General features: G+C 49.4%; 22 protein-coding genes. 2 read left to right on the forward strand and 20 right to left on the reverse strand.

Translation table 11 applies throughout. The features are described 5' to 3' along the window. Positions 1 to 93: 93 nt before the first annotated feature. Genes purB through purE form a run of 3 tightly spaced genes read right to left on the reverse strand, consistent with a single transcriptional unit; the run spans position 94 to position 3,006 of the window. Complete coding sequence (gene purB, locus Q0E49_RS01470; protein WP_295745889.1) at positions 94 to 1,389, reverse strand: adenylosuccinate lyase; 1,296 nt, start codon at positions 1,387 to 1,389, stop codon at positions 94 to 96. Next, on the reverse strand, positions 1,386 to 2,552 hold the full coding sequence (purK, locus tag Q0E49_RS01475; protein ID WP_295746030.1) for a 5-(carboxyamino)imidazole ribonucleotide synthase: 1,167 nt from the start codon (positions 2,550 to 2,552) through the stop codon (positions 1,386 to 1,388). Before purK ends, purB begins: the two co-directional genes overlap by 4 nt. Continuing rightward, positions 2,518 to 3,006 (reverse strand): 5-(carboxyamino)imidazole ribonucleotide mutase, encoded by a 489-nt coding sequence (gene purE, locus Q0E49_RS01480; RefSeq protein ID WP_295745892.1) that lies wholly within the window; start codon positions 3,004 to 3,006, stop codon positions 2,518 to 2,520. Before purE ends, purK begins: the two co-directional genes overlap by 35 nt. Positions 3,007 to 3,178: 172 nt before the next feature. Here purE and Q0E49_RS01485 point away from each other — a divergent pair, with 172 nt between their 5' ends. Next, entirely contained in the window at positions 3,179 to 3,358 is a 180-nt protein-coding gene (locus Q0E49_RS01485) for a hypothetical protein (RefSeq protein WP_295745895.1), read from the forward strand. Positions 3,359 to 3,446: 88 nt separating this feature from the next. On the opposite strand, the gene Q0E49_RS01490 is transcribed toward Q0E49_RS01485, so the two are convergent. Continuing rightward, positions 3,447 to 5,111, reverse strand: a complete 1,665-nt coding sequence (locus Q0E49_RS01490) for a formate--tetrahydrofolate ligase (protein ID WP_295745897.1) — start codon at positions 5,109 to 5,111, stop codon at positions 3,447 to 3,449. A gap of 122 nt (positions 5,112 to 5,233) precedes the next feature. Beyond that, on the reverse strand, positions 5,234 to 6,274 hold the full coding sequence (locus tag Q0E49_RS01495; protein WP_295745900.1) for an AI-2E family transporter: 1,041 nt from the start codon (positions 6,272 to 6,274) through the stop codon (positions 5,234 to 5,236). Between the two features lie 120 nt (positions 6,275 to 6,394). Between Q0E49_RS01495 and Q0E49_RS01500 the strand changes: the two genes are divergently transcribed. After that, the gene (locus Q0E49_RS01500) at positions 6,395 to 7,570 is read left to right on the forward strand and encodes a cyclopropane-fatty-acyl-phospholipid synthase family protein (protein ID WP_295745903.1); all 1,176 of its coding nucleotides are present in this window, start codon (positions 6,395 to 6,397) and stop codon (positions 7,568 to 7,570) included. Between the two features lie 67 nt (positions 7,571 to 7,637). On the opposite strand, the gene Q0E49_RS01505 is transcribed toward Q0E49_RS01500, so the two are convergent. The 15 genes from Q0E49_RS01505 to Q0E49_RS01575 form a co-directional block, all read right to left on the reverse strand. Then, positions 7,638 to 8,000, reverse strand: a complete 363-nt coding sequence (locus tag Q0E49_RS01505) for an AzlD domain-containing protein (protein ID WP_295745906.1) — start codon at positions 7,998 to 8,000, stop codon at positions 7,638 to 7,640. Next, entirely contained in the window at positions 7,993 to 8,820 is an 828-nt protein-coding gene (locus Q0E49_RS01510) for an AzlC family ABC transporter permease (protein WP_295746032.1), read from the reverse strand. Before Q0E49_RS01510 ends, Q0E49_RS01505 begins: the two co-directional genes overlap by 8 nt. A gap of 195 nt (positions 8,821 to 9,015) precedes the next feature. Continuing rightward, complete coding sequence (locus Q0E49_RS01515) at positions 9,016 to 10,170, reverse strand: HAMP domain-containing sensor histidine kinase (protein WP_295745909.1); 1,155 nt, start codon at positions 10,168 to 10,170, stop codon at positions 9,016 to 9,018. Between the two features lie 56 nt (positions 10,171 to 10,226). Further along, positions 10,227 to 10,916, reverse strand: a complete 690-nt coding sequence (locus Q0E49_RS01520) for a response regulator transcription factor (RefSeq protein ID WP_295745910.1) — start codon at positions 10,914 to 10,916, stop codon at positions 10,227 to 10,229. A gap of 47 nt (positions 10,917 to 10,963) precedes the next feature. Beyond that, positions 10,964 to 11,710: a hypothetical protein gene (locus Q0E49_RS01525; RefSeq protein ID WP_295745913.1), complete on the reverse strand. Its 747-nt coding sequence runs from the start codon at positions 11,708 to 11,710 to the stop codon at positions 10,964 to 10,966. 140 nt (positions 11,711 to 11,850) lie between these two features. Further along, positions 11,851 to 12,999: an IMP dehydrogenase gene (locus Q0E49_RS01530; RefSeq protein WP_295745916.1), complete on the reverse strand. Its 1,149-nt coding sequence runs from the start codon at positions 12,997 to 12,999 to the stop codon at positions 11,851 to 11,853. Positions 13,000 to 13,076: 77 nt separating this feature from the next. Beyond that, positions 13,077 to 13,847: a DUF1129 domain-containing protein gene (locus Q0E49_RS01535; protein WP_295745919.1), complete on the reverse strand. Its 771-nt coding sequence runs from the start codon at positions 13,845 to 13,847 to the stop codon at positions 13,077 to 13,079. 27 nt (positions 13,848 to 13,874) lie between these two features. Next, the gene (gene ychF, locus Q0E49_RS01540; protein ID WP_295745922.1) at positions 13,875 to 14,975 is read right to left on the reverse strand and encodes a redox-regulated ATPase YchF; all 1,101 of its coding nucleotides are present in this window, start codon (positions 14,973 to 14,975) and stop codon (positions 13,875 to 13,877) included. Between the two features lie 15 nt (positions 14,976 to 14,990). Then, positions 14,991 to 15,182: a DUF951 domain-containing protein gene (locus Q0E49_RS01545; RefSeq protein WP_273112097.1), complete on the reverse strand. Its 192-nt coding sequence runs from the start codon at positions 15,180 to 15,182 to the stop codon at positions 14,991 to 14,993. Positions 15,183 to 15,194: 12 nt separating this feature from the next. Next, positions 15,195 to 16,079, reverse strand: coding sequence for a ParB/RepB/Spo0J family partition protein (locus tag Q0E49_RS01550; RefSeq protein WP_295745929.1), 885 nt, complete (start codon positions 16,077 to 16,079; stop codon positions 15,195 to 15,197). Continuing rightward, entirely contained in the window at positions 16,066 to 16,836 is a 771-nt protein-coding gene (locus tag Q0E49_RS01555; RefSeq protein ID WP_295745932.1) for an AAA family ATPase, read from the reverse strand. The genes Q0E49_RS01550 and Q0E49_RS01555 overlap by 14 nt, the downstream gene beginning before the upstream one ends. A gap of 12 nt (positions 16,837 to 16,848) precedes the next feature. After that, on the reverse strand, positions 16,849 to 17,745 hold the full coding sequence (gene noc / locus Q0E49_RS01560; protein ID WP_295745935.1) for a nucleoid occlusion protein: 897 nt from the start codon (positions 17,743 to 17,745) through the stop codon (positions 16,849 to 16,851). Between the two features lie 20 nt (positions 17,746 to 17,765). Next, positions 17,766 to 18,488, reverse strand: a complete 723-nt coding sequence (rsmG, locus tag Q0E49_RS01565; RefSeq protein ID WP_295745937.1) for a 16S rRNA (guanine(527)-N(7))-methyltransferase RsmG — start codon at positions 18,486 to 18,488, stop codon at positions 17,766 to 17,768. 177 nt (positions 18,489 to 18,665) lie between these two features. Further along, positions 18,666 to 19,583 (reverse strand): ribonucleoside hydrolase RihC, encoded by a 918-nt coding sequence (gene rihC / locus Q0E49_RS01570; RefSeq protein WP_295745940.1) that lies wholly within the window; start codon positions 19,581 to 19,583, stop codon positions 18,666 to 18,668. Positions 19,584 to 19,690: 107 nt separating this feature from the next. After that, on the reverse strand, positions 19,691 to 20,896 hold the full coding sequence (locus tag Q0E49_RS01575) for a nucleoside transporter C-terminal domain-containing protein (RefSeq protein WP_295745942.1): 1,206 nt from the start codon (positions 20,894 to 20,896) through the stop codon (positions 19,691 to 19,693). Positions 20,897 to 21,137: the final 241 nt, after the last annotated feature.

The following is a 21,137-nucleotide window of genomic DNA, read 5'->3' on the forward strand; positions in this document are numbered from 1 at the left end:
TCTTCTCCATAATAAATGAAAAAGACGAATTGTAGTTCCGTCGAACTACAATCCATCTACAGGTTAGTATGTTTTATGTGGTGTTATTAATGTTTAATCCAACCCCAGCCGGTGGAAAATATAGTCAACATTCCGCAGGTGCCAGTGATAATCAAAGGCGTCGTCAATTTCTTCCTTCGATAAGTGAGCACTAATGAACGGGTCACCCTCAACCAGCGGACGGAACGGAACGTGTTCAGCCCAGCACTTGGCAGTTAATGGCTGAATGGTATCGTAAGCCTTCTCCCGACTAACGCCGGCAGCAACAAGCTTGTTCAGCACCCGCCCAGAGTAAATTAGCCCGTGGGTTTCATTCATATTTTGAATCATCCGTTCGGGGAAGACGTCCAGGTTGGCCACTAAGTTGGCAAAACGGTGAAGCATGTAATCCAGCAGGATCGTGCTATCCGGTAAGATAATCCGTTCAGCACTGGAATGACTGATGTCGCGTTCGTGCCAGAGGGTGACGTCTTCATAAGCCGTCACAATATGGCCCCGCAAAACCCGGGCACAACCACAAATGTTTTCAGAACCAATCGGGTTCTTCTTGTGTGGCATGGCCGACGAACCCTTTTGGCCCTTGGCAAAGTGTTCTTCAACCTCGTGAATTTCAGTCCGTTGCAGGCTGCGGATCTCCGTCGCGTATTCTTCCAGGGTCGTTGCAATCAAAGCAATGGTGGCAATATATTCGGCGTGGAGGTCTCGTGGCAGGACCTGACTCGAAATTTCTTGTGGCCGCAGCCCTAACGATTCACACACCAGCTTTTCGACCCGCGGGTTAACCTGGGCAAACGTCCCAACTGCCCCGGAAATTTTGCCAGCTTCGACACCAGCAGCAGCGTGTTCAAACCGTTCCCGGTCACGCTTCAGTTCCGAATAGAAACGGGCCATCTTCAGGCCAAAGGTAGTTGGTTCAGCGTGAACACCGTGAGTCCGGCCCATTTCGACGGTGTATTTGTACTTCCGGGCCTTATCAGCAACGACTTCTTGCAGGTGCTCAAGATCCTTACGCAACAGGTTGTTAGCCTGCTTAAGACGGAGCCCTTGAGCAGTATCGACAACGTCAGTACTCGTCAGCCCGTAGTGAACCCACTTCTTTTCTGGTCCCAATGATTCGGAGACACAGCGGGTAAAGGCAATTAGGTCGTGGTGGGTTACCGCCTCAATCCGGGCAATTTCGTCGACGTCAAACTTGGCGTTTTCCCGAATTTTATCCACGTCCTCGGACGGAATCTTGCCTAATTTCGACCAGGCTTCGTCAGCAGCAATTTCAACTTCTAGCCAACTTTGGTACTGGTTTTCCAGTGACCAAATTTTAGCCATTTCCGGACGCGTATAACGATCAATCAATGTTTATCCCTCCATACGTGTGTGTCATCAATTTCCTTGAGTGTTTGTTCAACATCAGCGGTCAAAATCGTAATGTGGCCCATCTTACGGTTATGGCGAACCTCCGCCTTGCCGTAATCGTGAAAGTGCCAGTTGGGCTTAGTCGCAACCAATTGACGAGCACCTTCGACGTGCTGACCGAGAACGTTGACCATCACTACCTGATGAAGTAGCTTAATTTTTGGCAGCGGCCAGTTACAAATTGCCCGGTCATGGATGGCGAACTGGCTGAAATTACAAGCTTCAATCGAGTAGTGACCGGAATTATGCGGTCGCGGTGCCAGTTCGTTAATGTAGATTTCGCCGGTAGCTGTCACGAACATCTCGACTCCCAGAATACCACGAAGCTGGAGGCCGTGGGCAATCTTTTCCGCCATTTGTTGGGCTCGTTTAGCAGTCTGAGCACTGATCCGCGCCGGAACAATACTTTCGTGGAGAATTTCGTTCCAGTGAATATTCTCGCTGACCGGGAAGACGCTAGTCTCGCCGCTAGCATTTCGCGCCACCATGACAGAACATTCCAGCTGGAAGTCGACCCACCCTTCCAGGATGTCGTCCGTAGTTGCCAAGATTTCATCAACAATCGGGTTGGCAAGGTCCGCTGAACTGTGCAGGACTAGCTGCCCGTGACCATCATAACCGCCCTCACAAGTTTTGAGCACACAGGGGTAACCAAGTTGGTTTACCGCTGCCTGTAAGTCATCCCGGTTGGCAACCGCCACAAAGGGGGCCGTTTTCATCCCAACGTGGCGGAGAAAAGACTTTTCCCGGAGACGGTTTTTGGTAATCCGCAACAGCTCGGTCCCCTGGGGAATGGAAACTCGGTCAGCAACAGCATCTAATGCCGCTAAGTCCACATTTTCAAATTCGTAGGTCAAAACGTCGCTCATTGCCGCTAACCGTTCGATGGCGTCAACATCGGCGTATGGCGCCACGATCTGTTGGTCAGCGACCTGGCCAGCGGGGCAGTGCGGTGTGGGGTCCAAGACAGCGACCCGAAAACCGGCATACTTTGCGGACAGCGCCATCATCTGCCCCAACTGCCCTCCACCAATAATGCCAATGGTCTGGCCGGGCATAATCATTTTCCTAGTCAAGTTGAGCACTGCTTTCTGCGGCTGCATCATGCATTTGCGCACGGTAGTCGACTAATTTTTCTTGGAGCTGAGCGTCACTAGTTCCCAGGATTTCAATTGCCAGGAGTGCGGCGTTCTTGGCCCCAGCATTACCAATGGCAGTCGTAGCCACCGGAATCCCTGTTGGCATCTGGACAATGGACAAGAGTGAGTCCATCCCCCCAAGGGCCTTGGTCTGCCCTGGCACCCCGATAACTGGCAGGACGGTGTTGGCTGCCGTCATCCCCGGCAGGTGGGCGGCCATTCCGGCCCCGGCGATAATCACTTTTAATCCTCGCCCGCGGGCTTTTTTGGCAAAGCCGAACATTTCGTCTGGCATCCGGTGGGCAGAAATCACGTGCTTTTCAAAGCCCACACCAAACTCCTCCAGTACCTGGCAGGCCCCCTTCATCATCGGCCAGTCGGACTTACTACCCATAATCACAGCAACTTGAACGGTCATCAAAATCCCTCCTTAAGTTCAGTACCAAGATAGCAGATTCACTGCCTCTTTTCAACTTTAATTAAGAACTTTTAATCATGAAATAGACAAATAGTTCGTCTTTTGCTTGAAAGGTTTTTCTTGCCACCAGTAAATAAACTGAGTATGATGACTAGAAAGGAAGGTGAAGCTGATGAGCTTATTGGTAACCATCGCCGTTATTTGGCTGTTGTGGAAGCCACTAAAGCTTTCCATCAACCTCCTTTTCTGGCTGATTGCCATTGCGGTAGTAGCCTTTTTCGTCAAGGCCTTGGTGATTCCCGCACTATTCGTGATTGGTGGGCTCTTCGCCTACGCGCTTTTTAATGACTAGTTATCACCCCCCACATAAAAATAACAACGGCCCCCAGCGCTTCCCGCTGGGGGTCGTTTGTTAGTTCATCACCGAAGAAGATTAAGCATTAGAATAAACCAGTAATCTTCTTCCCGTCATCGCTAATCGTCATATCAACTGCCGCAGGGTGCTTTGCTAACCCCGGCATGGTCATCATGTTCCCGGAGAGGGCGACAATGAAGCCCGCCCCCATCTTCGGCACGAGACCGCGAATGTGGAAGTCAAAGTCTGATGGTGCACCGAGCGCACTCTGGTCATCGCTAAAACTGTACTGGGTCTTCGCAACACAGATTGGCAATTTGCCCCAGCCGAGTTGTTCGTAACGCTTCATTTGGCGCTGGGCTTTTTTGGCAAAGACTACCCGTTTGGCACCATAATATTGTGTGGCAATTGTCGTGATCTTTTCTTCGATTGATTGGTCAACGTCGTACAGCGGTTGGAAGGTGTGAGCCTGGTCAGCTAATTCTACCACCTGGCGAGCCAGCTCTTGAGTTCCCTGGCCACCCTTGGCCCAGGCATCAGTAAGGGCGACGTTCACGCCCAGTTGCTGACAAGTGTCTTCGACCGTCTTAATTTCGGCTTCGGTATCAGAAACAAAGTGGTTAATGGCGACCACCAGTGGTAAGCCAAAGCCTTGGATATTTTTAATATGACGCTGAAGGTTAGCCAAGCCCCGCTTGAGCGCCGGAACATTTTCTGCCGTCAGGTCGTTTTTAGCGACGCCGCCGTTGTACTTGAGCGAGCGAATCGTGGCCACCAGGACAACCGCATCTGGCGCCTGGCCGAGAACCCGGCGCTTGATGTCGAGGAACTTTTCTGCCCCCAGATCAGCACCAAATCCGGCCTCGGTAACCGTATAATCAGATAATTGAAGCGCCGTCTTTGTTGCCAAAACAGAGTTACAGCCGTGAGCGATATTGGCAAACGGTCCGCCGTGAATAATCGTCGGCGTGTGGTCCAGCGTTTGAACAAGGTTTGGTTTAATCGCATCCTTTAAGAGGATGGCAATGGCGTCGGTAAAGCCTAACTGGTCAACCGTGATTGGCTGGCGGTCATAGCTATAGCCCACAACGATCCGCCCAATCCGGTGTTTGAGATCGGCAAAGTCGGCTGCCAAGCACAGGATGGCCATCAGTTCAGAAGCGGCGGTAATGTCAAAGCCGGTTTGCCGGGTGATACCCTGCGACCGACCACCGAGCCCCGTGACCACGTCACGCAGCACCCGGTCGTTAACGTCCTCGACCCGCCGCCAAATAATCCGTTCTGGGTCCAGCTGCAAATTATTGTCGCGCATGACGTAATTGTCAATCAGTGCCGCCAGGGTGTTATTCGCCGATGTGAGGGCGTGAAGGTCACCCGTAAAGTGGAGGTTGATGTCTTCCATCGGTACCACCTGACTGTAGCCACCACCAGCTGCCCCACCCTTGATCCCGAAAACGGGACCCATCGATGGTTCACGCATCGCGATCGTTGTCTGGTGGCCCAGCTGATTCATTGCGTCGCCAAGACCAATCATAACCGTTGACTTTCCTTCGCCGGCCGGTGTGGGGTTCATCGCCGTCACGAGGACCAGCTTGTGCTTCTTAGCTGGCGTTTCAGCAACTGGCAGGGTGATTTTGGCCTTGTAGCGGCCGTACTGCTCAATTTCATCTTCACCTAATCCTAGCTTGGCAGCAATTTGCTGGATCGGCTTCATTTTCGCAGCGTCGGCAATTTCAATATCTGTTGACATCTCTGAACCATCCTCTCTAAAAGGCGAACTTTTATTCATAATTTATATATAATGTTAAGATTTAGCTTAACGTATTTTCACCATACAGGTTATTAACCGGAATGTAAAGGGAAAAAGCAAACTTATTCTTTTGACGCCAGTCGTTTTTTTGGCTTCTTCGCCAACTGTTGACGATCAACACCGAGCACGTCAATAAAGAAGGTGAACACCGGAACACCCACGATCAGCCCCCAGCCACCAAAAAGGTGTTCGGCAACTAGCAGGATCACGAAGGTATAAAAGATTGGCAATTCAGTCCGGCTGGCCATGAACTTGGGATTGAGCACGTAGGCCTCCAGCATGTGGATGCAGGCAACCATCACCAGAATGTAAACCACATCACGAATGCCACCGACACTATAGCCCACCAGGCACAGCGGGATCAGTGAAATAATCACCCCGGCGACCGGGATCAGGCTTAAGAGGAAAATCATTAGTGCCAAGGCAACAATCTGCGGCATTTTCATCAGCATTAAGCAAACCGTCGTGATCACGGTGTTGCACAAAGCAATAAAGAATTGCGCTTCAATGACGACCCCAAACGAGTTAACAAACACCTTACCGAAGTAGTGAATGTCATTGAAGAGCCAGTCCAGTTTGCTAGCCAAAAATAGCCGTGAGAAGTTCTCAAGCTGATCCAACTCAATCGTGTAAAAGAAGCTGAGGATCATCGACATAAAGACGGTGATTGTCATCGTCCCGACACTGGTCAAGGTTGAAATGGCAACTTCCAGCCACTGCCGCGTCTGGTTAATCAGCGTCTTATCACTGACGTAGTGGTGGATATACTTCATTAGCCATCCCTGGTTATGCTGGTAAAACTCGATCAGTGAGTTGACCATCTTTCCCAGCTGGGTAACCAAAATTGGCAGGTACTTCGTAATTGCAAAGTATAAACCGACGATGATGAGCAGGTAAATAACCACCACAATCAACCAAACCGGTGTTTGGGGCATGAACCGCTGGACGAGGCGGATCGCCTTGACGATCAAAAAGGTAAAGATAAAGGTGAACAAAATCATGTTCATCATCGACCGCATTAAGTAAAGCAGGATAATGATGAAGGCCAGGACAACCGCCCGCCTTAAGAAGTGATTCTCCTTAAATTTATTCCAAACGTTCAATGAGCTTGCTCCTCTCTCAAAAATACAGAACTAATTATACACCAGTTGGCCCATTGTTCCTTATAAGGTGAAAAATTCAGGTGTATAATAAAGGTATTACTTTTTAAAGGGGACACCGTAATGCTTGAAAAAACGTTCTACAAGTCCATTTTGAAACACTCGTTCAATATCCCAGTCAGAATCGTTTTCTGGGACGGCAGCAGTGTCGATTATGGTGATGGCACACCAGAAGTGACCATTAAATTTAACGATAAAATTCCCATCAAGGAAGTGACCCGCAACGCTTCGTTGGCCCTCGGCGAAGCATACATGGATAAGCGGATTGAAATTGACGGTAGCATCCAAAAATTGATGATGGCCGCTTACTCTAGCGTTGGTAGTTTCATGCACAACAGCAAGCTGAAACGCTTCATGCCCAAGCAGGACCACTCCGAAAAGGAAAGTGAAGAAGACATCCAGCACCACTACGATGTTGGTAATGACTTCTACCGGATGTGGCTGGACGACACCCTGACTTACTCCTGTGCTTACTTTAAGGATGGCAATACCACCGACTTAACCAAAGCACAGAAAGATAAGGTCCACCATATCCTGCAAAAGCTGAACCCGAAACCGGATTCCACCCTCCTCGATATTGGTTGTGGTTGGGGAACCCTGATGTTGACGGCAGCTAAGGATTACCACCTGAAAGTTACCGGAGTGACGCTCAGTGAAGAGCAATACAAATTTGTTAACCAGCGAATCGAAAAAGAAGGGTTACAAAACATTGCCGAAGTCAAATTGATTGACTATCGTGAACTCGGCAACCGGCAGTGGGACTACATTACGTCTGTCGGCATGTTTGAACATGTCGGTAAGGAAAACCTGGGTCTCTACTGCAAGGACGTCGCTCGTTACCTCAAGGACGATGGGGTGGCCTTAATTCACGGTATTACCCGGCAACAAGGTGGCGCCACGAACGCCTGGATTGACAAGTACATCTTCCCGGGTGGCTATATTCCCGGACTGGCTGAAATGATCACTCACGTTACCGAAAACGGGATGCAGCTGGCCGACATTGAAATGCTCCGCCGCCATTACCAGCGAACGCTGGAAATCTGGGATTCCAACTTCAACCAGCACCGTGATCAAATTGAAGACCGGATGGGCGAACGGTTTACTCGAATGTGGGACCTCTACCTGCAGGCTTGTGCCGCTTCCTTTGAATCGGGGAACATCGATGTTGTTCAATACCTGATGACCAAGGGACCATCTGGCCGTCACCTACCGATGACCCGTGATTACATGCTAAAGTAATATGACAACACAAAAAGGTTCAGAACGAAACCAATCGTTCTGAACCTTTTCTATTATTTTGAATTAATTAAAGGACCAGCGAGGCCAGAAAGACAACCACTAACCCGGTAATAACGGACATCGACATCGAACGGGTCAGGTAGGCGATCACAATCACAAAGAGCGCCGCAATGATCTGTGCTGGGTGCCCCAGGAGTGCAAAGCGGTAACTTTCACCGGTAATAAAAATCCCCTTAACCACCAGCGAAGTAAACAAGCAAACTGGGACGTACTTCATCCATTCGTTGAACCACTCTGGCAAGTCACGGTTAGTAAAAATCCGCAACGGGATGTAGCGCGGCATGAAAGCCGCAATCCCCCCCAGAACAATGATCATCAGGTGAAACTTAATATCATGGTTGGCCGCTGCCAAAACAAACATATTAGGCATTCTTGTGACCTCCATCTTTGTGGTCGGCTAGCTGTTGCTCCGTTGACAGCCCATCACTCTTTTGCTGCTGGCGGGCGCGAAATTCCCGCTTCGCCTGTTCATCTTCAATCGTATCACGGGTGTTCTCCGGGCGGACAACCTTTCGCAAGAGTAACGTGTGATTAGGATCAGACGAGTGTTTCCGAATCCGGCTTTCAATATAAAAGCCGCAGAGGGAGGCCAGGACAGTGGCTAGCACAATTCCCAGCGTACTCTTGGTCCAGGTTAAAAAGACCACCGACAGAACCGCCGATAGCAGCGCCATCAGGAAGGTCAGGTTGCTTTGCACCTGCATAACGATCATGTATAAGAAGAGGGCTGTCAATGCAAAGTCCACAATCTCCAGGTCAATTGAGACGGCACTACCAATCAATGCCCCCACCAGGTTGCCGCTCGCCCAGGCAATTAACGAATAGTGTTCAACCATTAAGGCATCCTGCGGCGTCCAGTTCTTATCCGTCGCGAATTTTAAGTAGTTAATCGCGTAGTTTTCATCGTTCATTGAAGCCGAGAAAAGCAGGATGAAACGGTGCGTCTCATTACTGAGGTACTTAGACAAGCTAGAACCCAGTAGTGCGTAACGCAGCTCCAAGAAAAACAGCATGATAATAATCGATGCTAACGGTGCGTTCACCATTAGTAGGGAGGCAATCAGAAATTGAGCCCCGCCAGAAAAGACGACGATGGATACTAACAGGGCCATTACAAAGTTAAACCCTGCCGCATGAAGCAGGATCCCACATGCCAACCCAATCGGAATGTAACTTAAACAAAGCGGCATCGAAATTCCAAGGACATAGAGCCACCTTGGATCAGTTGTTTCTACCTTTTTCGCCAATACACGTTCCTCCAAAGGCACAGTTATTGAAATTATTCCGTCGCTTATTTTAACACATTAGGAAAATGAGCGCGATAGCCGAAATAGTGATTCTGTCGCTGGGAAAATCGATTTACCAACATCCCCACGGTTAACTGACTAGTGTGGTGCCGGGTCCTTTCCCTGCTGGGCAGCCTGTTTGACCGGTAACGTCATGACAAAGCTAGTTTCGTGGCTATCGGAGCGAACGGTAATTTGGCCATGGTGTAAATCAACAATACTTTTCACGATTGCCAATCCCAAACCGGTACCGCCAGTCTTTTTCGACCGGGAGCCTTCCACCCGGTAAAACCGTTCAAAGAGGTGCTCAATCGACTGCTGAGGAATGCCTTCCCCGTCGTTAGCAACTGTCATTTGGACCATCGCCCCGTGTTCGCGAGCACTCAGGTGAATGTAGGTAGCCCCGCGCCCGTACTTCAAAGCGTTGGCGACCAGGTTGCTAACTGCCCGCCCAAGCTGTTCAGGGTCGGCCTCAATCTTCAGCGGCGACGGGATCACAACCGAAGAAATCTTTAAGCCCTTCTTTTCTCCTTCCAGCTCAAAGCTGGCCGCCACTTGTTCGAGCAGTTGACCCAAGTCGAGGCGCATCATGTTGACCGGCGCACCGTCCTGCTGGACCTTCGTATACTCGAAGAGGTCTTCAACCAGCGTCTTCATTTGTTTGGCCTTTTCGTAGGCAATGTGAGTGTACTTAACGAGGTCATCTTCGTTCTGGTACTGACCATCTTCCACTAAGCCTAGGTAGCCGATAATTGACGTCAGCGGTGTTCGCAGGTCGTGACTCACGTTAGTAATTAGCTCATCCTTGGACTGCTCCACCTTCTTTTCGTCGCTCATCGACTGCATTGCACTATCAACCAGGGCGTTAACACTCTCAATCATTTTCTGCCGATCACCGTTCATCTTAAAGGGGATCCGGTGCGCCAGGTGCCCGTTAGAAATGTAGTGCAACTCGTTGATAATGTGGCGAAGCTGGTATTGGTGGTAGCGGCGAACCAGTCGCCACCAGAGGACGAGGATTCCGATAATCGCCAGGACAGCAATTACCCAGCGCTGGTACGACCAGATTTGCAGATGCCAGGGCCCAATGGCCAAGGACCGCTTAATCAGGTAAATCCCATTAGCTAAGCCCGGGTTAAGCTTTACCACCTGCTGGATCATTATCACCAGGGCAAAGCTAATCAAAGAAAAGAGGACAATTGTTACCACCGCTTCAAAAAATAACCAGGTATTCTCTCTGGCAGTTAATTTCAAATTGCTTCCTCCTTTCCATGGCAAAAGGCCGCGGTGTACTTACCGCGGCCTGGATCCTAGTGGCCTTCAACTTTATAGCCAACACCCCAGACAGTTTCAATCACTTTTTCTCCACCTGTCGCCGCTTCGATCTTGTCACGGAGGTGAGAAACGTGCACCATCACGGTTTTGGCCGACACAACTGATTCCTGCTGCCAAACCCGTTCAAAAATATCATCAGCGGAAAAGACCCGGTTCGGGTGGCTAGCCAACAAGTAAAGAATTCCAAATTCTAAGGCCGTCAGCTGGATAACATTTCCCTTGAGTGTCTTAACCTCATGAGAATCCTTGTTGATTACCAGCGGCCCCACGTTGAGGACGTCTGGCTGGTCTTTAATGACTTCTCCCTGGCTCCGCCGCAGTAAGGACTTAACCCGGGCCATTACTTCCAGCGGGTTAAATGGCTTAGTCACGTAGTCGTCAGCACCAGTTACCAACCCCTGGATCTTATCCATGTTGGTAGTCTTCGCTGACAGCACCAGGATCGGAATGTCGGAATCCTTGCGCACTTCCTTAATCACACTCATTCCGTCCATTTCCGGCATCATTAAGTCCAAAATGATTAGCGAAATGTCGGGATCAATATTCAGCTTGGTCAGTGCCTCCTTACCGTTATACGCGGCAACCGGCTCGTAACCTTCGTTTTTGACGTAAATTTCCAGCAACTGGACGATTTCTTTATCATCGTCAACAATTAAAATCTTCAAGATAAGTCCCCCGATCATTCATTGTGTACTGTTGCTGCTGTCATCACTTATTGCGGCTGGGCCCCCTGGTTGTTAGCCGTTCCGGCGCTACTCTGCGAAGCTGCCGGTGGCGTCACGCGTTGGGCATTATACGACGGGCCGCCGCTGCGGCTAACACCAGTAGTATTTCCTGCCCGCGAGACTGCCGTGGCTGGCGTCGATGATGAGGAGTGGCTGACCGAAGATGACTGCGAGCTGCTCGACGTGCTCATGACCGATGAGGAAGCCGGGGCACTATCACGGACAGTAATAACCTTCTTCTCGTGATGACCGTGCTTATTAGTGATATCAAGTTCATACTTTGCCGCGTACTTAAAGGTATACTTGGCCTTTCGGTCATGGCCCTTGGCATGAATAACCTTATAAACCGTCTGGGTCCGCTGGCCAATAATCCTGATAGAGGTACCGGCCGGAACTTTAAAGGTCGCTTCCGCCTCACCATCAGCATCAAGCACCAAATCCTGTGGCTTCCAAGAAACATGAGAATAACTGTTGTGGTGATGAACTACTGAAGAATGACTTGACGATGACGAAGAGGCAGCTGTTGAGCCACCAGCTGGCTGCGAGTAAAAACTCGTCCAGACTAAACCACCGAGACTAACACAGAAAACGATCATCAATAACCAGTTAAAGGCTACCATCATCTTTCCTGGTCGCACCTGATTTCCTCGCCGCAGCCGCCGCACCTGAATCAAAAAAGCAAGTAAAAATAAGATTCCTGATGCCGCTAAACAAATCCACAAAATCGTTCTCACGGTGTTCCCTCCACAACAAAAAAGATAGTCATGAATATTGTATCATTATTTACCGGTCAAACAACAGGGCTCATTGTCGATCCGTGGCCTGAACTAGACAAAAGAAAAAAGCCCAGCCAACGCTGAGCTGATCTCTTATATTAGTCTCGTTTGTAGTTAGGAGCGGCCTTCGTGATTTGAACGTCGTGCGGGTGGGATTCACGCAGACCAGCATTGGTAATCTGAACGAACTGAGCATTATCAATCAGTGATTGAATATTAGCGGCACCGCAGTACCCCATTCCGGAACGCAGACCACCGACCATCTGGAAAATGACGTCGGCAACGTCACCCTTGTATTCTTCACGACCTTCGATCCCTTCTGGAACCAACTTGTTAGCTTCGTTGACCCCACCTTGGAAGTAACGGTCAGAAGAGCCATGTGATTGGGCCATCGCAGCAACGGAGCCCATCCCCCGGTAAGTCTTGAACTTCTTCCCGTTTTCTTCGTAGAGTTGGCCAGGCGCTTCGGTCGTCCCGGAGAACATTTCACCCATCATTACAGCATTACCACCGGCTGCCAAGGCCTTAACAATGTCACCGGAATACTTGATACCACCGTCGGCAATGATTGTCTTCCCGTATTCACGAGCAACAGAAGCTGCGTCGTAAATGGCAGTGATCTGAGGAACCCCAACACCGGCAACCACCCGGGTCGTACAAATCGAACCAGGGCCAATTCCAACCTTGACAACATCAACACCGGCATCGTACAGGGCCTTCGTTGCTTCGGCTGTCGCCACGTTCCCGGCGATTAGGGTAACGTCTGGGAAGTGGTCGCGGATTTCCTTAATCTTCCGCAGCACACCAGCAGAATGTCCGTGAGCCGTATCAATCACGATCGCATCGACTCCAGCCTTCAGCAAGGCTTCTGCCCGTTCAAACGTATCGCTAGTGACACCAACGGCAGCAGCAACTAACAACCGTTTTTGGTCATCGACAGCGGCCTTCCCGAAGGACGCCGGCAATTCAACACCCTTCACCGTTGCGACTTCGCTGGCCTGGGCCTGGATAGACATATTCTTGTGAATAACACCGAGCCCCCCTTGCAGAGCCATCGCAATGGCCATGGAGCTTTCGGTAACAGTATCCATCCCCGCACTGATAAATGGCAGGTTAAGCTTGATGTTTGATGCCAGTTGCGTTGATAAATCAACCTCATTTGGCAAAACATGGCTTTCCGCCGGAATCAGTAATACATCATCAAAAGTTAACCCTTTCTTGGTAAACTTTGTTTCCCACTTCGACATTCCAAAGACACTCCCTTACCTAAGATTGTGTATTACCTTACTATCAAAAGTTCGGTTGGTCAATGACTGACGAAAAATTATTTTCCCTGACGAGCAAATGCCGAACCAACAACGTTGAAGACCCGCCGGAAGTACAGGTCGCCACCAAAAGCAGCAACCCCAATGATCACGTAAGCCCACTTATTCATTTGCGGGTTAATCACGTTTGGCAGGAAGCTGCACAGGAAGTAGATCCCTAACCAGACAACGAACGCCAAGGCAATGTAGAGGAACCGCTTGCCCAGTGGCTTACGAACCCAACGACCAGTCTTCTTGTTCTTTACCGGCTGGGTAGCCTTGGCCATGTAAGCAAAGGCGGCACCACCGGTAAGGGCAATAATAATCATCGCGGTAATCCCAGATGTTCCAACCCGCTTCTGGTCCGCAAATGCATCCGGGCTAAAGAAGGCTAGCAAGCCGTACATTAAGGCAAAGATGGCCATGAACATTAGCGAGTTGTCAACGAAGAGGAGGCCGAACGAGGACAGTTCGTGCCCGGTTGTCCCCTTTTGCGGGTGCAAGAGGTCATGGGCGTACTTCATCGGCGTCCCATAAAGCTGCTTGGCAGTCTTCCCCGTCTTCTGGGCGTTCTTCAATTCATTGATTGTCCGTTCGATCATTTCAGGCTTCTTATCTGCCTTAACACCCTGGGCATCCAGCTGCTTATTTAACTGGTACATGAATTCTTCATTCTTCCGGGTCAGCCCGGCACCAGCAAATTGCCCGGCTTCTTGGCGGCTAACGGTTTTGAGGTGTTCTTTCTGACGCGCTACCGCATCCGCGTTCAGTTTTTTGGTATCTTCTGTCAACTTGATTATCCTCTCTTTGCGTGCTCATTAAACGTTAAAGCGGAACTCAACGATGTCGCCGTCCTGCATAACGTAGTCCTTACCTTCCAGCCGGAGTTTACCGGCTTCCTTAACTGCAGCTTGCGAGCCCAGTTGGTCAAGGTCATCAAAACTCATTACTTCGGCCCGGATGAAGCCCCGTTCAAAGTCGGAGTGGATAATGCCGGCAGCCTGTGGTGCCTTGGTTCCCTTGCGGAATGTCCAGGCCCGTGTTTCGGGACCACCAGCGGTAAAGAAGGTTTCCAAGCCTAACAGTTTGTAAGCCGCACGAATCAGTCGATTCAGTCCCGGTTCACTAACGCCTTCCATTTCCAGGAATTCTGCCTTGTCCTCGTCGTCCATTTCGGCAATTTGTTCTTCGGCTGCGGCCGCAACCCCGATTACTTCGGCGCCTTCATCCTTAACGTGGTCGCGGATCTGATCCATGTACTGGTTGGCATCCGGGTCAGCCATGTCAGACTCGTTAATGTTGGCAACGTAGAGAACGGGTTTAGTAGTCAGTAGGAACAGTCCCTTAACAATTGGCAGTTCGTCATCACTGAAATCGATCGTTCGCGCCGCCTTACCAGCTTCCAGAACCGGCTTAATCTTTTCCAAAACGGCCAGTTCAGCCAGGGCTTCCTTGCTCTTACCCTTGGCTGCCCGCTTAACCTTACCCAAGCGGTTATTAACACTTTCCAGGTCCGCCATGATCAGTTCCAGGTTAATGGTGTCAATATCATCAAGCGGGTCAACCTTGCCGGTAACACTAGTGATATCCCCGTCATCAAAGGCCCGCACAACATGGACAATCGCGTCAGTTTGCCGAATGTTTTCCAGAAACTTATTACCAAGTCCTTCACCCTTGCTGGCACCCTTAACAATTCCAGCAATATCGGTGAATTCGAAAGTAGTATGAACAATCTTTTTTGCCGGAATCAGTTCCTGAATCCTGTCCAGTCGTGAATCCGGTACTTCGACCATTCCGACGTTCGGATCAATCGTCGCAAACGGGTAGTTAGCCATTTCGGCTCCCGCCTTCGTAATTGCGTTAAACAAGGTTGACTTACCGACGTTTGGCAAGCCGACAATTCCTGCAGTTAAAGCCATTAGTTATTTCCTCCCTTAGTTCTCTGCTGGTTTTAAGACCTTTTTCAGGCGCTTATCAAAGTTGTGACGTGTCATCATCACAATGTGGCCGCAACCGGTACACTGAATCTTAATATCGGCACCGACACGAATAATCTGCCACTTGTTGGTTCCGCACGGGTGAGGCTTTTTCATCTCCACCAAGTCGTTTAATTTGTATTCAGCCATCGTCTGCCTCCGTTAATCTTCCTTGATTCCCAGTAAGTTCAAGACCCGGCTGAGGTCGTCATTACTGGTGTATGGAATTTCAATTTTACCACGTCCCCGCGTCTTGGACGGGGAAACTAAGACCTTTGTGCCAAAACGATCTTGCAACTGTTCCTCCGCATCACGAATGAAGATCGACTTCTGTGGTTGGCGGCGAACCTTTTTCTTGGCCTTGCCATTTTGCCGATTGACGATTTCTTCCAACTGGCGAACAGTTAACCCCTCGTCAACGGCTCGCTTGGCCAGCAAAAGCAATTGTCGCTTGTCCTTTAAACCGAGAAGAGTCCGTGCCTGCCCCATTGATAAATCACCGTTGTCAACCAGCTGCTTAATCTGGTCCGGCAAGCCTAGCAGGCGCAAATAGTTAGCAATATATGGACGACTTTTACCCAATTTTTTGGCTACTTCAGCCTGGGTTAATGATAGTTTATCCATTAACGTGGCATAGCCCTGGGCCTCTTCCAGCGGCGTCAAGTCTTCCCGCTGCAGGTTTTCTAAAATTGCCGCTTCCATAACCTGTTCGTCAGTCATCGTCCGGATAATCGCCGGAATAGTCTTTTTATGGGCTAACTTAGAAGCCCGGAACCGGCGCTCCCCGGCGATCAATTCATAACGTTCCAGCTGGGGGTTGGGCTGCCGAAGAATGACCGGCTGGAAAACTCCTGATTCATCAATTGACTTAGCGAGTTCTTTGAGCGCCTGCTTGTCAAATTCACGTCGTGGCTGGTACGGGTTAGGACGAATCTTGGCAAGTTCTACCTGCTCAACAGTTTCACTCGCCTGTGGCTGTTGGACATCGTTTTCAGCAAACAATGCTTCAATACCTCGACCTAGTCCCATTTTCTTATTCTTCGCCATGATCAGCCAACACTTCCTTTGCTAATTGCTGGTAAACCTTTGCACCAGTCGACCGCGGGTCATAGTCGATAATTGCTTGACCATAACTTGGCGCTTCCGAAAGGCGGACGTTACGGGGAATAATGGTCTTGTAAACCTGGTCACCAAAGAATTTTTGGACTTCGCTATTAACCTGCTGGCCGAGGTTCGTTCGCTTATCAAACATCGTTAACAGTACCCCCTCAATTTTGAGGTTACGGTTAAAGTGTTTTTGGACCAACTTCATCGTGTTCATCAGCTGACTAAGCCCTTCCATCGCGTAGTACTCACTTTGGACGGGGATCAGAATTGAGTCGGCAGCAGTGAAGGCGTTGATGGTCAGCAAGCCCAGTGATGGCGGACAATCAATCAGAATATAATCATACTGATCACGAACGTCACCAAAGGCATCCTTCAAGCGTGTTTCCCGGGCCATCATGGAAGTCAGTTCCACTTCTGCCCCCGATAGTTCAATCGTTGTCGGTGCGATATCGAGTCCCTGGTGGCTGCTGGGTTGGATCACGTCAGTCAGTGGAACATCATTAATCATTACGTCATAGACACTTTGTTCAATCTGCCGCTTATCAACCCCCAAACCACTAGTTGCGTTTCCCTGGGGGTCAAGGTCGATCAACAATACCCGCTGACCATCGTTTGCCAGACAGGCACCCAGGTTAACACTTGTGGTTGTCTTACCGACACCACCCTTTTGGTTTGCCAGTGCAATCACATTAGCCATGGCACTACCTCCTTACTTTGCTGCCGGTTTGTTCTTCGCAATCGTAATCACGATCTCGTAGCTATCTTGATGATCATGTTCCTTGGCACTGATGTTAACCCCGCTATCATCAACCAGTTTGATTGAATGGCGAATGGTATTCAACGCGATCCGCGGGTCCGACGTCCGATCGCGTTTTTGCGCTCGCTTCCGCCGTTTCTTAGTTGCTTTCTTTTTAGCAGTTTTCTTGGGTGTAGCTGGTTTGTCAGCCGGTTCTACCTGCTGCTTACCCAGCAAAACAGCCACTTGTTCTTCCGTCTGGCGCACCGTCCAGTGTTGGTTGACAATATCCATTAGCAAGTCACGCTGCTGGTCATCATTGAGGCCGATCAATGCCCGGCCGTGGCGTTCACTGATCCGGTTATCCAGGATTGCGTTTTGCACCGGCTTAATCAGTTTTAATAGGCGCAGCTTGTTAGCCACTGTCGACTGACTTTTTCCCATTGCCTTGGCCAGCTGCTGCTGGGTGAGGTTATTGAGTTCCATCAGTTTCTGGTAAGCCTGTGCTTCTTCAACCGATGAGAGGTCCCGCCGTTGTAAGTTTTCGATCAGGGCCATCGATGCCGTTTCTGCATCGGACATTTTCTTCACAATCGCCGGAACATTCTCCCAGCCCAGCAACTTCATGGCCCGGAAGCGCCGTTCACCGGCAATGATTTCATACTTTGCTGGTTCGTATTCCCGGAGGATAATCGGTTCAAGCAAGCCGTGCTCGTCGATCGTCTGGGCTAGTTCCCGAATCCCGTTGGGATCAAAAACTTTCCGTGGTTGATAACGGTTTGGCTCAATCTGGTCTAAGGGAATTTCAACGACCTTGCTCTTGGTCCCTTCACCATCTTGTTTTCCAAAACCAAACAACGAAAAAGCCATTTTGTAATTCCTCCTTCTTCCTACTTCAATGGTTTCTTGGCGGGAATTCCTGGCCGCCGTGGATAGCGTTTCGGGGTCGCTTTAACCTTCTTAATAACGATTAATTGGCGGTCATCGTCGCCACCCGGCAGCGTAAGCTCAGCATTTTGCTCTAATTGGCCTCCCAACTTAGTGATGGCTCCCTTTGCGGCAGTCAATTCTTCCTGACCACTACGACCCTTATAAGCTAAGAAGTAGCCGCCCACCCGTGCAGCGGGCAAACACAATTCACTTAGGACGGTCAGATTAGCGACCGCCCGGGCAGTAACGACGTCGAATTGTTCCCGGTGATCGCTTTTGGCGTTAGCAAATTCCTCAGCCCGGGCATGAATTAAGGTCACGTCGTCCAGCCCTAGCTTAGCCACCAATTCCTGGAGAAAGTTAATCCGCTTATTAAGTGAATCAACAATTGTCACCCGCAGTTGTGGAAAGGCGATCTTTAAGGGAAGGGAAGGAAATCCGGCCCCTGCCCCAATATCGCACAGCGAAAGTGGTTCCCTTAGTTGGGGAAAGATAAAGGCCCCGGTTAACGAATCATAAAAGTGCTTGAGATAAACATCTTGTTCGCCAGTAATAGCGGTCAAGTTAACGTGCTTATTGGTTTCCACCAGCTGCTGGTAGTATTCCGCAAACTGAGCCAGCTGGTGATCAGTCAGTGTCACCTGGTGTTTCGTCAATGCCGCCTGAAATTGTTCCGGATTCATTTTTTGCCTCCTTGATGTGAAACATTAATGTTGTTTCACGCCCTTTATCACTTTACCGTAAAGGCCCTGTTAATTCAATCTTTTCGAATGAAAAATCGCAAAGTTTTCCCGGGAAATAAAAAACACAGCCCAGCTTCAGGTTTCCCTTAGCTGAACTGTGTTGTGGCGAATTAGTGCCTACATTTTAATCTTGCTAACTTCATCAAGGAACCACTTGTTGAAGTAATCCGCATCAATGTCAACACAGACCTTAGCGTTAGTCTTGCCATCATGATAAGCACCACGAATGTCACCAACCAAGGTCCCGATTGCCGGGCCGTCAGTTTGAACGTCTACCCACATCTCCTTGGTCTTAATCTTGTCAGGGTGGAGGAGGTAGAAGATCGTGTTCACGTCGTGCATCGGCCGGCCAGCATTGCTCCCGTCATTGTAATGGGTAATTAAGCCGTGAAGCATCTTCCCTGCTTCATTCATTTGACCGAGCTTTTCGATGGTCTCAGCGGTTAACAATGCCTTAAGCGTAATGTCTAAGCCGACAGTGACGATCGGAATACCAGCGTTGTACATAATCTTCGCAGCATCTGGGTCGGTAAAGACGTTAAATTCTGCAGAAGAAGTCATGTTACCACCGGACAGTGAGCCACCCATTGCAACAATCTGCTTGATGTGTGACTTAACTTCTGGGTACTGACTAAATAATAAGGCAATGTTGGTGTAAGACCCGGTTGGTACCAGGGTGATTTCATCCTCAGCCATAATTGCGTCGTGCAATGCTTCAACGGCAGTCTTCTTAATTGGCTGCCCGTAATCATCACCAAAGTCATAACCAGGCATCCCTGATTCACCGTGAATCCGGGCAGCATCCTCGAACGGCTTGATCAGGGGCTGTTCCGCACCAGCTGCCACTGGGATTTGGCCACTCTTGCCAAAGAAGTGAATGATCTTCAATGCGTTAGCAGTGGTCTTATCAACTGTAACGTTACCAGCAACGGCAGTAACCAGTTTCAGGTCAATATTAGGGTCGTTGATGGCCATGGTTAAGGCCGCAGCATCATCAATCCCCGGATCAGTATCCATAATAATCTTTGTTGTCATTGATAATCCCTCCATTAGTGTAATCGCTTAACTTTTTCTTGGAAAAGAAAGGGACCAGTAAGGCGGTCCCTTTCATGATGCGGTGGTCAAGACCACCACTTTACTTATTACCAAACAAACAGACCAACAAAGGCAGCTGACAGCAGTGATACTAAGATCCCTGACAGCAACAGGTAACCAATGTTGTGGGCGATGTAGTCGTTGTCTTCCTTACCAACAAGACCCTTGAAGGCACCGATAATCATCCCCAGCGTACCAAAGTTGGCAAATGAGGTGACAAACGTTGTCAAAACAGCCTGTAAGTGAAGTGGCATGCTTGCAATCTTACCGGTAACGGCACCCATAACAACAAATTCGTTAGTAACCAGCTTCATCCCCATCTGCTGAGACAGGAACCAAGCTTCCTTGACTGGCAAACCAAGCAGCCAGGAGAATGGGAACATTACCACACCCAGGATGCTTTCCAGTGACAGTGGCTTCCAGAAGAGGCCCAAAATCTTGTCGATCAAAGCGGCCAGTGCAACGAAGGCCACAACGTTAGCCACGATGATCAGGATCAGCTTACCGGCACCCAGAATAGAGTCACCCAGGAAGGAGAAGAATGGTTCCTTCTTACCGTTGTCAGTAGCACCAACCTTAACGATGGTGTCTTCCGCTTCTGGAACATGTGTTGGGTTCAAAAGACTGGTAGCAATCAGCGAGTTGATAATGTTGATCGGCACAGCAGTCAAAATAAACCGGCCAGGCATCATTTCAATGTAGGCACCAAGGATTGAGGCAGTAACACAGCTCATCGACATCATGGCCAGAGTCAGGTTACGTTCCTTATTCATTTGGCGGAGCTGAGCACCAGAAACAGCCAGCACTTCAGTGTTACCTAAGAACATCATTTCAACAGCGAAGAATGATTCAAACTTCGGCTGACCAGTGATGAACGACAGACCACGACCAATCCACTTGATGATCCACGGAAGAATACCGATGTAAGTCAAGATATCGAACATCGGAACAATCATCAGGATCGGCATCAGTGCTGAACAAATGAAGTTCAGGTTCTTTGGATTGTACCAACCACCAAGGGCAAAAACAGTCCCCTTGGCAGAAATCTCAACAATCCACGCAAAGCCATCAGCCGCCGCCTTAACTCCGGCACGACCAGCAGCAGAGGCAGTCAGGAACCATGCAAGCAGCAGGTTCAAAACAATCATGATTCCAATAGCTTTCCAGTTAATGTGCTTGCGGTCTTTCGAGAACAGCACCCCAATAGCAAGGAAAACTACCAGACCAATGATGTTAACAATAAGATAAGACATGGTAGTGAAAACAACCTTTCCTAAATTTTGACGCCCTCATGAGTAAAAAACTCAAACTGTGAATAATTGCAAATAATACTCAAAACGTCTTCTATCAATATACCTTGTCATGGCGGAAATGTAAACCCTTTTACACAAAACAATAGTCTCCAATAGAAAGTGCTTACATTCAATTAGTATTGCGATATCTTACTCCCCGTGGTGGTTAACCCTTACCATTGTTGATAGGAAAACAAGATGA

Origin of the sequence: uncultured Limosilactobacillus sp. (assembly GCF_934202235.1) — a bacterium.
Taxonomy (GTDB): Bacteria; Bacillota; Bacilli; order Lactobacillales; family Lactobacillaceae; genus Limosilactobacillus.

Excerpts from the sequence above, each read along its gene's own strand:
- purK (WP_295746030.1), bottom strand. The coding sequence starts at position 2,552 with ATGCAGCCGCAGAAAGCAGTGCTCAACTTGACTAGGAAAATGATTATG.
- purE (WP_295745892.1), bottom strand. The coding sequence starts at position 3,006 with ATGACCGTTCAAGTTGCTGTGATTATGGGTAGTAAGTCCGACTGGCCG.
- Q0E49_RS01485 (WP_295745895.1), top strand. The coding sequence starts at position 3,179 with ATGAGCTTATTGGTAACCATCGCCGTTATTTGGCTGTTGTGGAAGCCA.
- Q0E49_RS01490 (WP_295745897.1), bottom strand. The coding sequence starts at position 5,111 with ATGTCAACAGATATTGAAATTGCCGACGCTGCGAAAATGAAGCCGATC.
- Q0E49_RS01500 (WP_295745903.1), top strand. The coding sequence starts at position 6,395 with ATGCTTGAAAAAACGTTCTACAAGTCCATTTTGAAACACTCGTTCAAT.
- Q0E49_RS01505 (WP_295745906.1), bottom strand. The coding sequence starts at position 8,000 with ATGCCTAATATGTTTGTTTTGGCAGCGGCCAACCATGATATTAAGTTT.
- Q0E49_RS01510 (WP_295746032.1), bottom strand. The coding sequence starts at position 8,820 with ATGCCGCTTTGTTTAAGTTACATTCCGATTGGGTTGGCATGTGGGATC.
- Q0E49_RS01530 (WP_295745916.1), bottom strand. The coding sequence starts at position 12,999 with ATGTCGAAGTGGGAAACAAAGTTTACCAAGAAAGGGTTAACTTTTGAT.
- ychF (WP_295745922.1), bottom strand. The coding sequence starts at position 14,975 with ATGGCTTTAACTGCAGGAATTGTCGGCTTGCCAAACGTCGGTAAGTCA.
- Q0E49_RS01545 (WP_273112097.1), bottom strand. The coding sequence starts at position 15,182 with ATGGCTGAATACAAATTAAACGACTTGGTGGAGATGAAAAAGCCTCAC.
- Q0E49_RS01550 (WP_295745929.1), bottom strand. The coding sequence starts at position 16,079 with ATGGCGAAGAATAAGAAAATGGGACTAGGTCGAGGTATTGAAGCATTG.
- Q0E49_RS01555 (WP_295745932.1), bottom strand. The coding sequence starts at position 16,836 with ATGGCTAATGTGATTGCACTGGCAAACCAAAAGGGTGGTGTCGGTAAG.
- noc (WP_295745935.1), bottom strand. The coding sequence starts at position 17,745 with ATGGCTTTTTCGTTGTTTGGTTTTGGAAAACAAGATGGTGAAGGGACC.
- rsmG (WP_295745937.1), bottom strand. The coding sequence starts at position 18,488 with ATGAATCCGGAACAATTTCAGGCGGCATTGACGAAACACCAGGTGACA.
- rihC (WP_295745940.1), bottom strand. The coding sequence starts at position 19,583 with ATGACAACAAAGATTATTATGGATACTGATCCGGGGATTGATGATGCT.
- Q0E49_RS01575 (WP_295745942.1), bottom strand. The coding sequence starts at position 20,896 with ATGTCTTATCTTATTGTTAACATCATTGGTCTGGTAGTTTTCCTTGCT.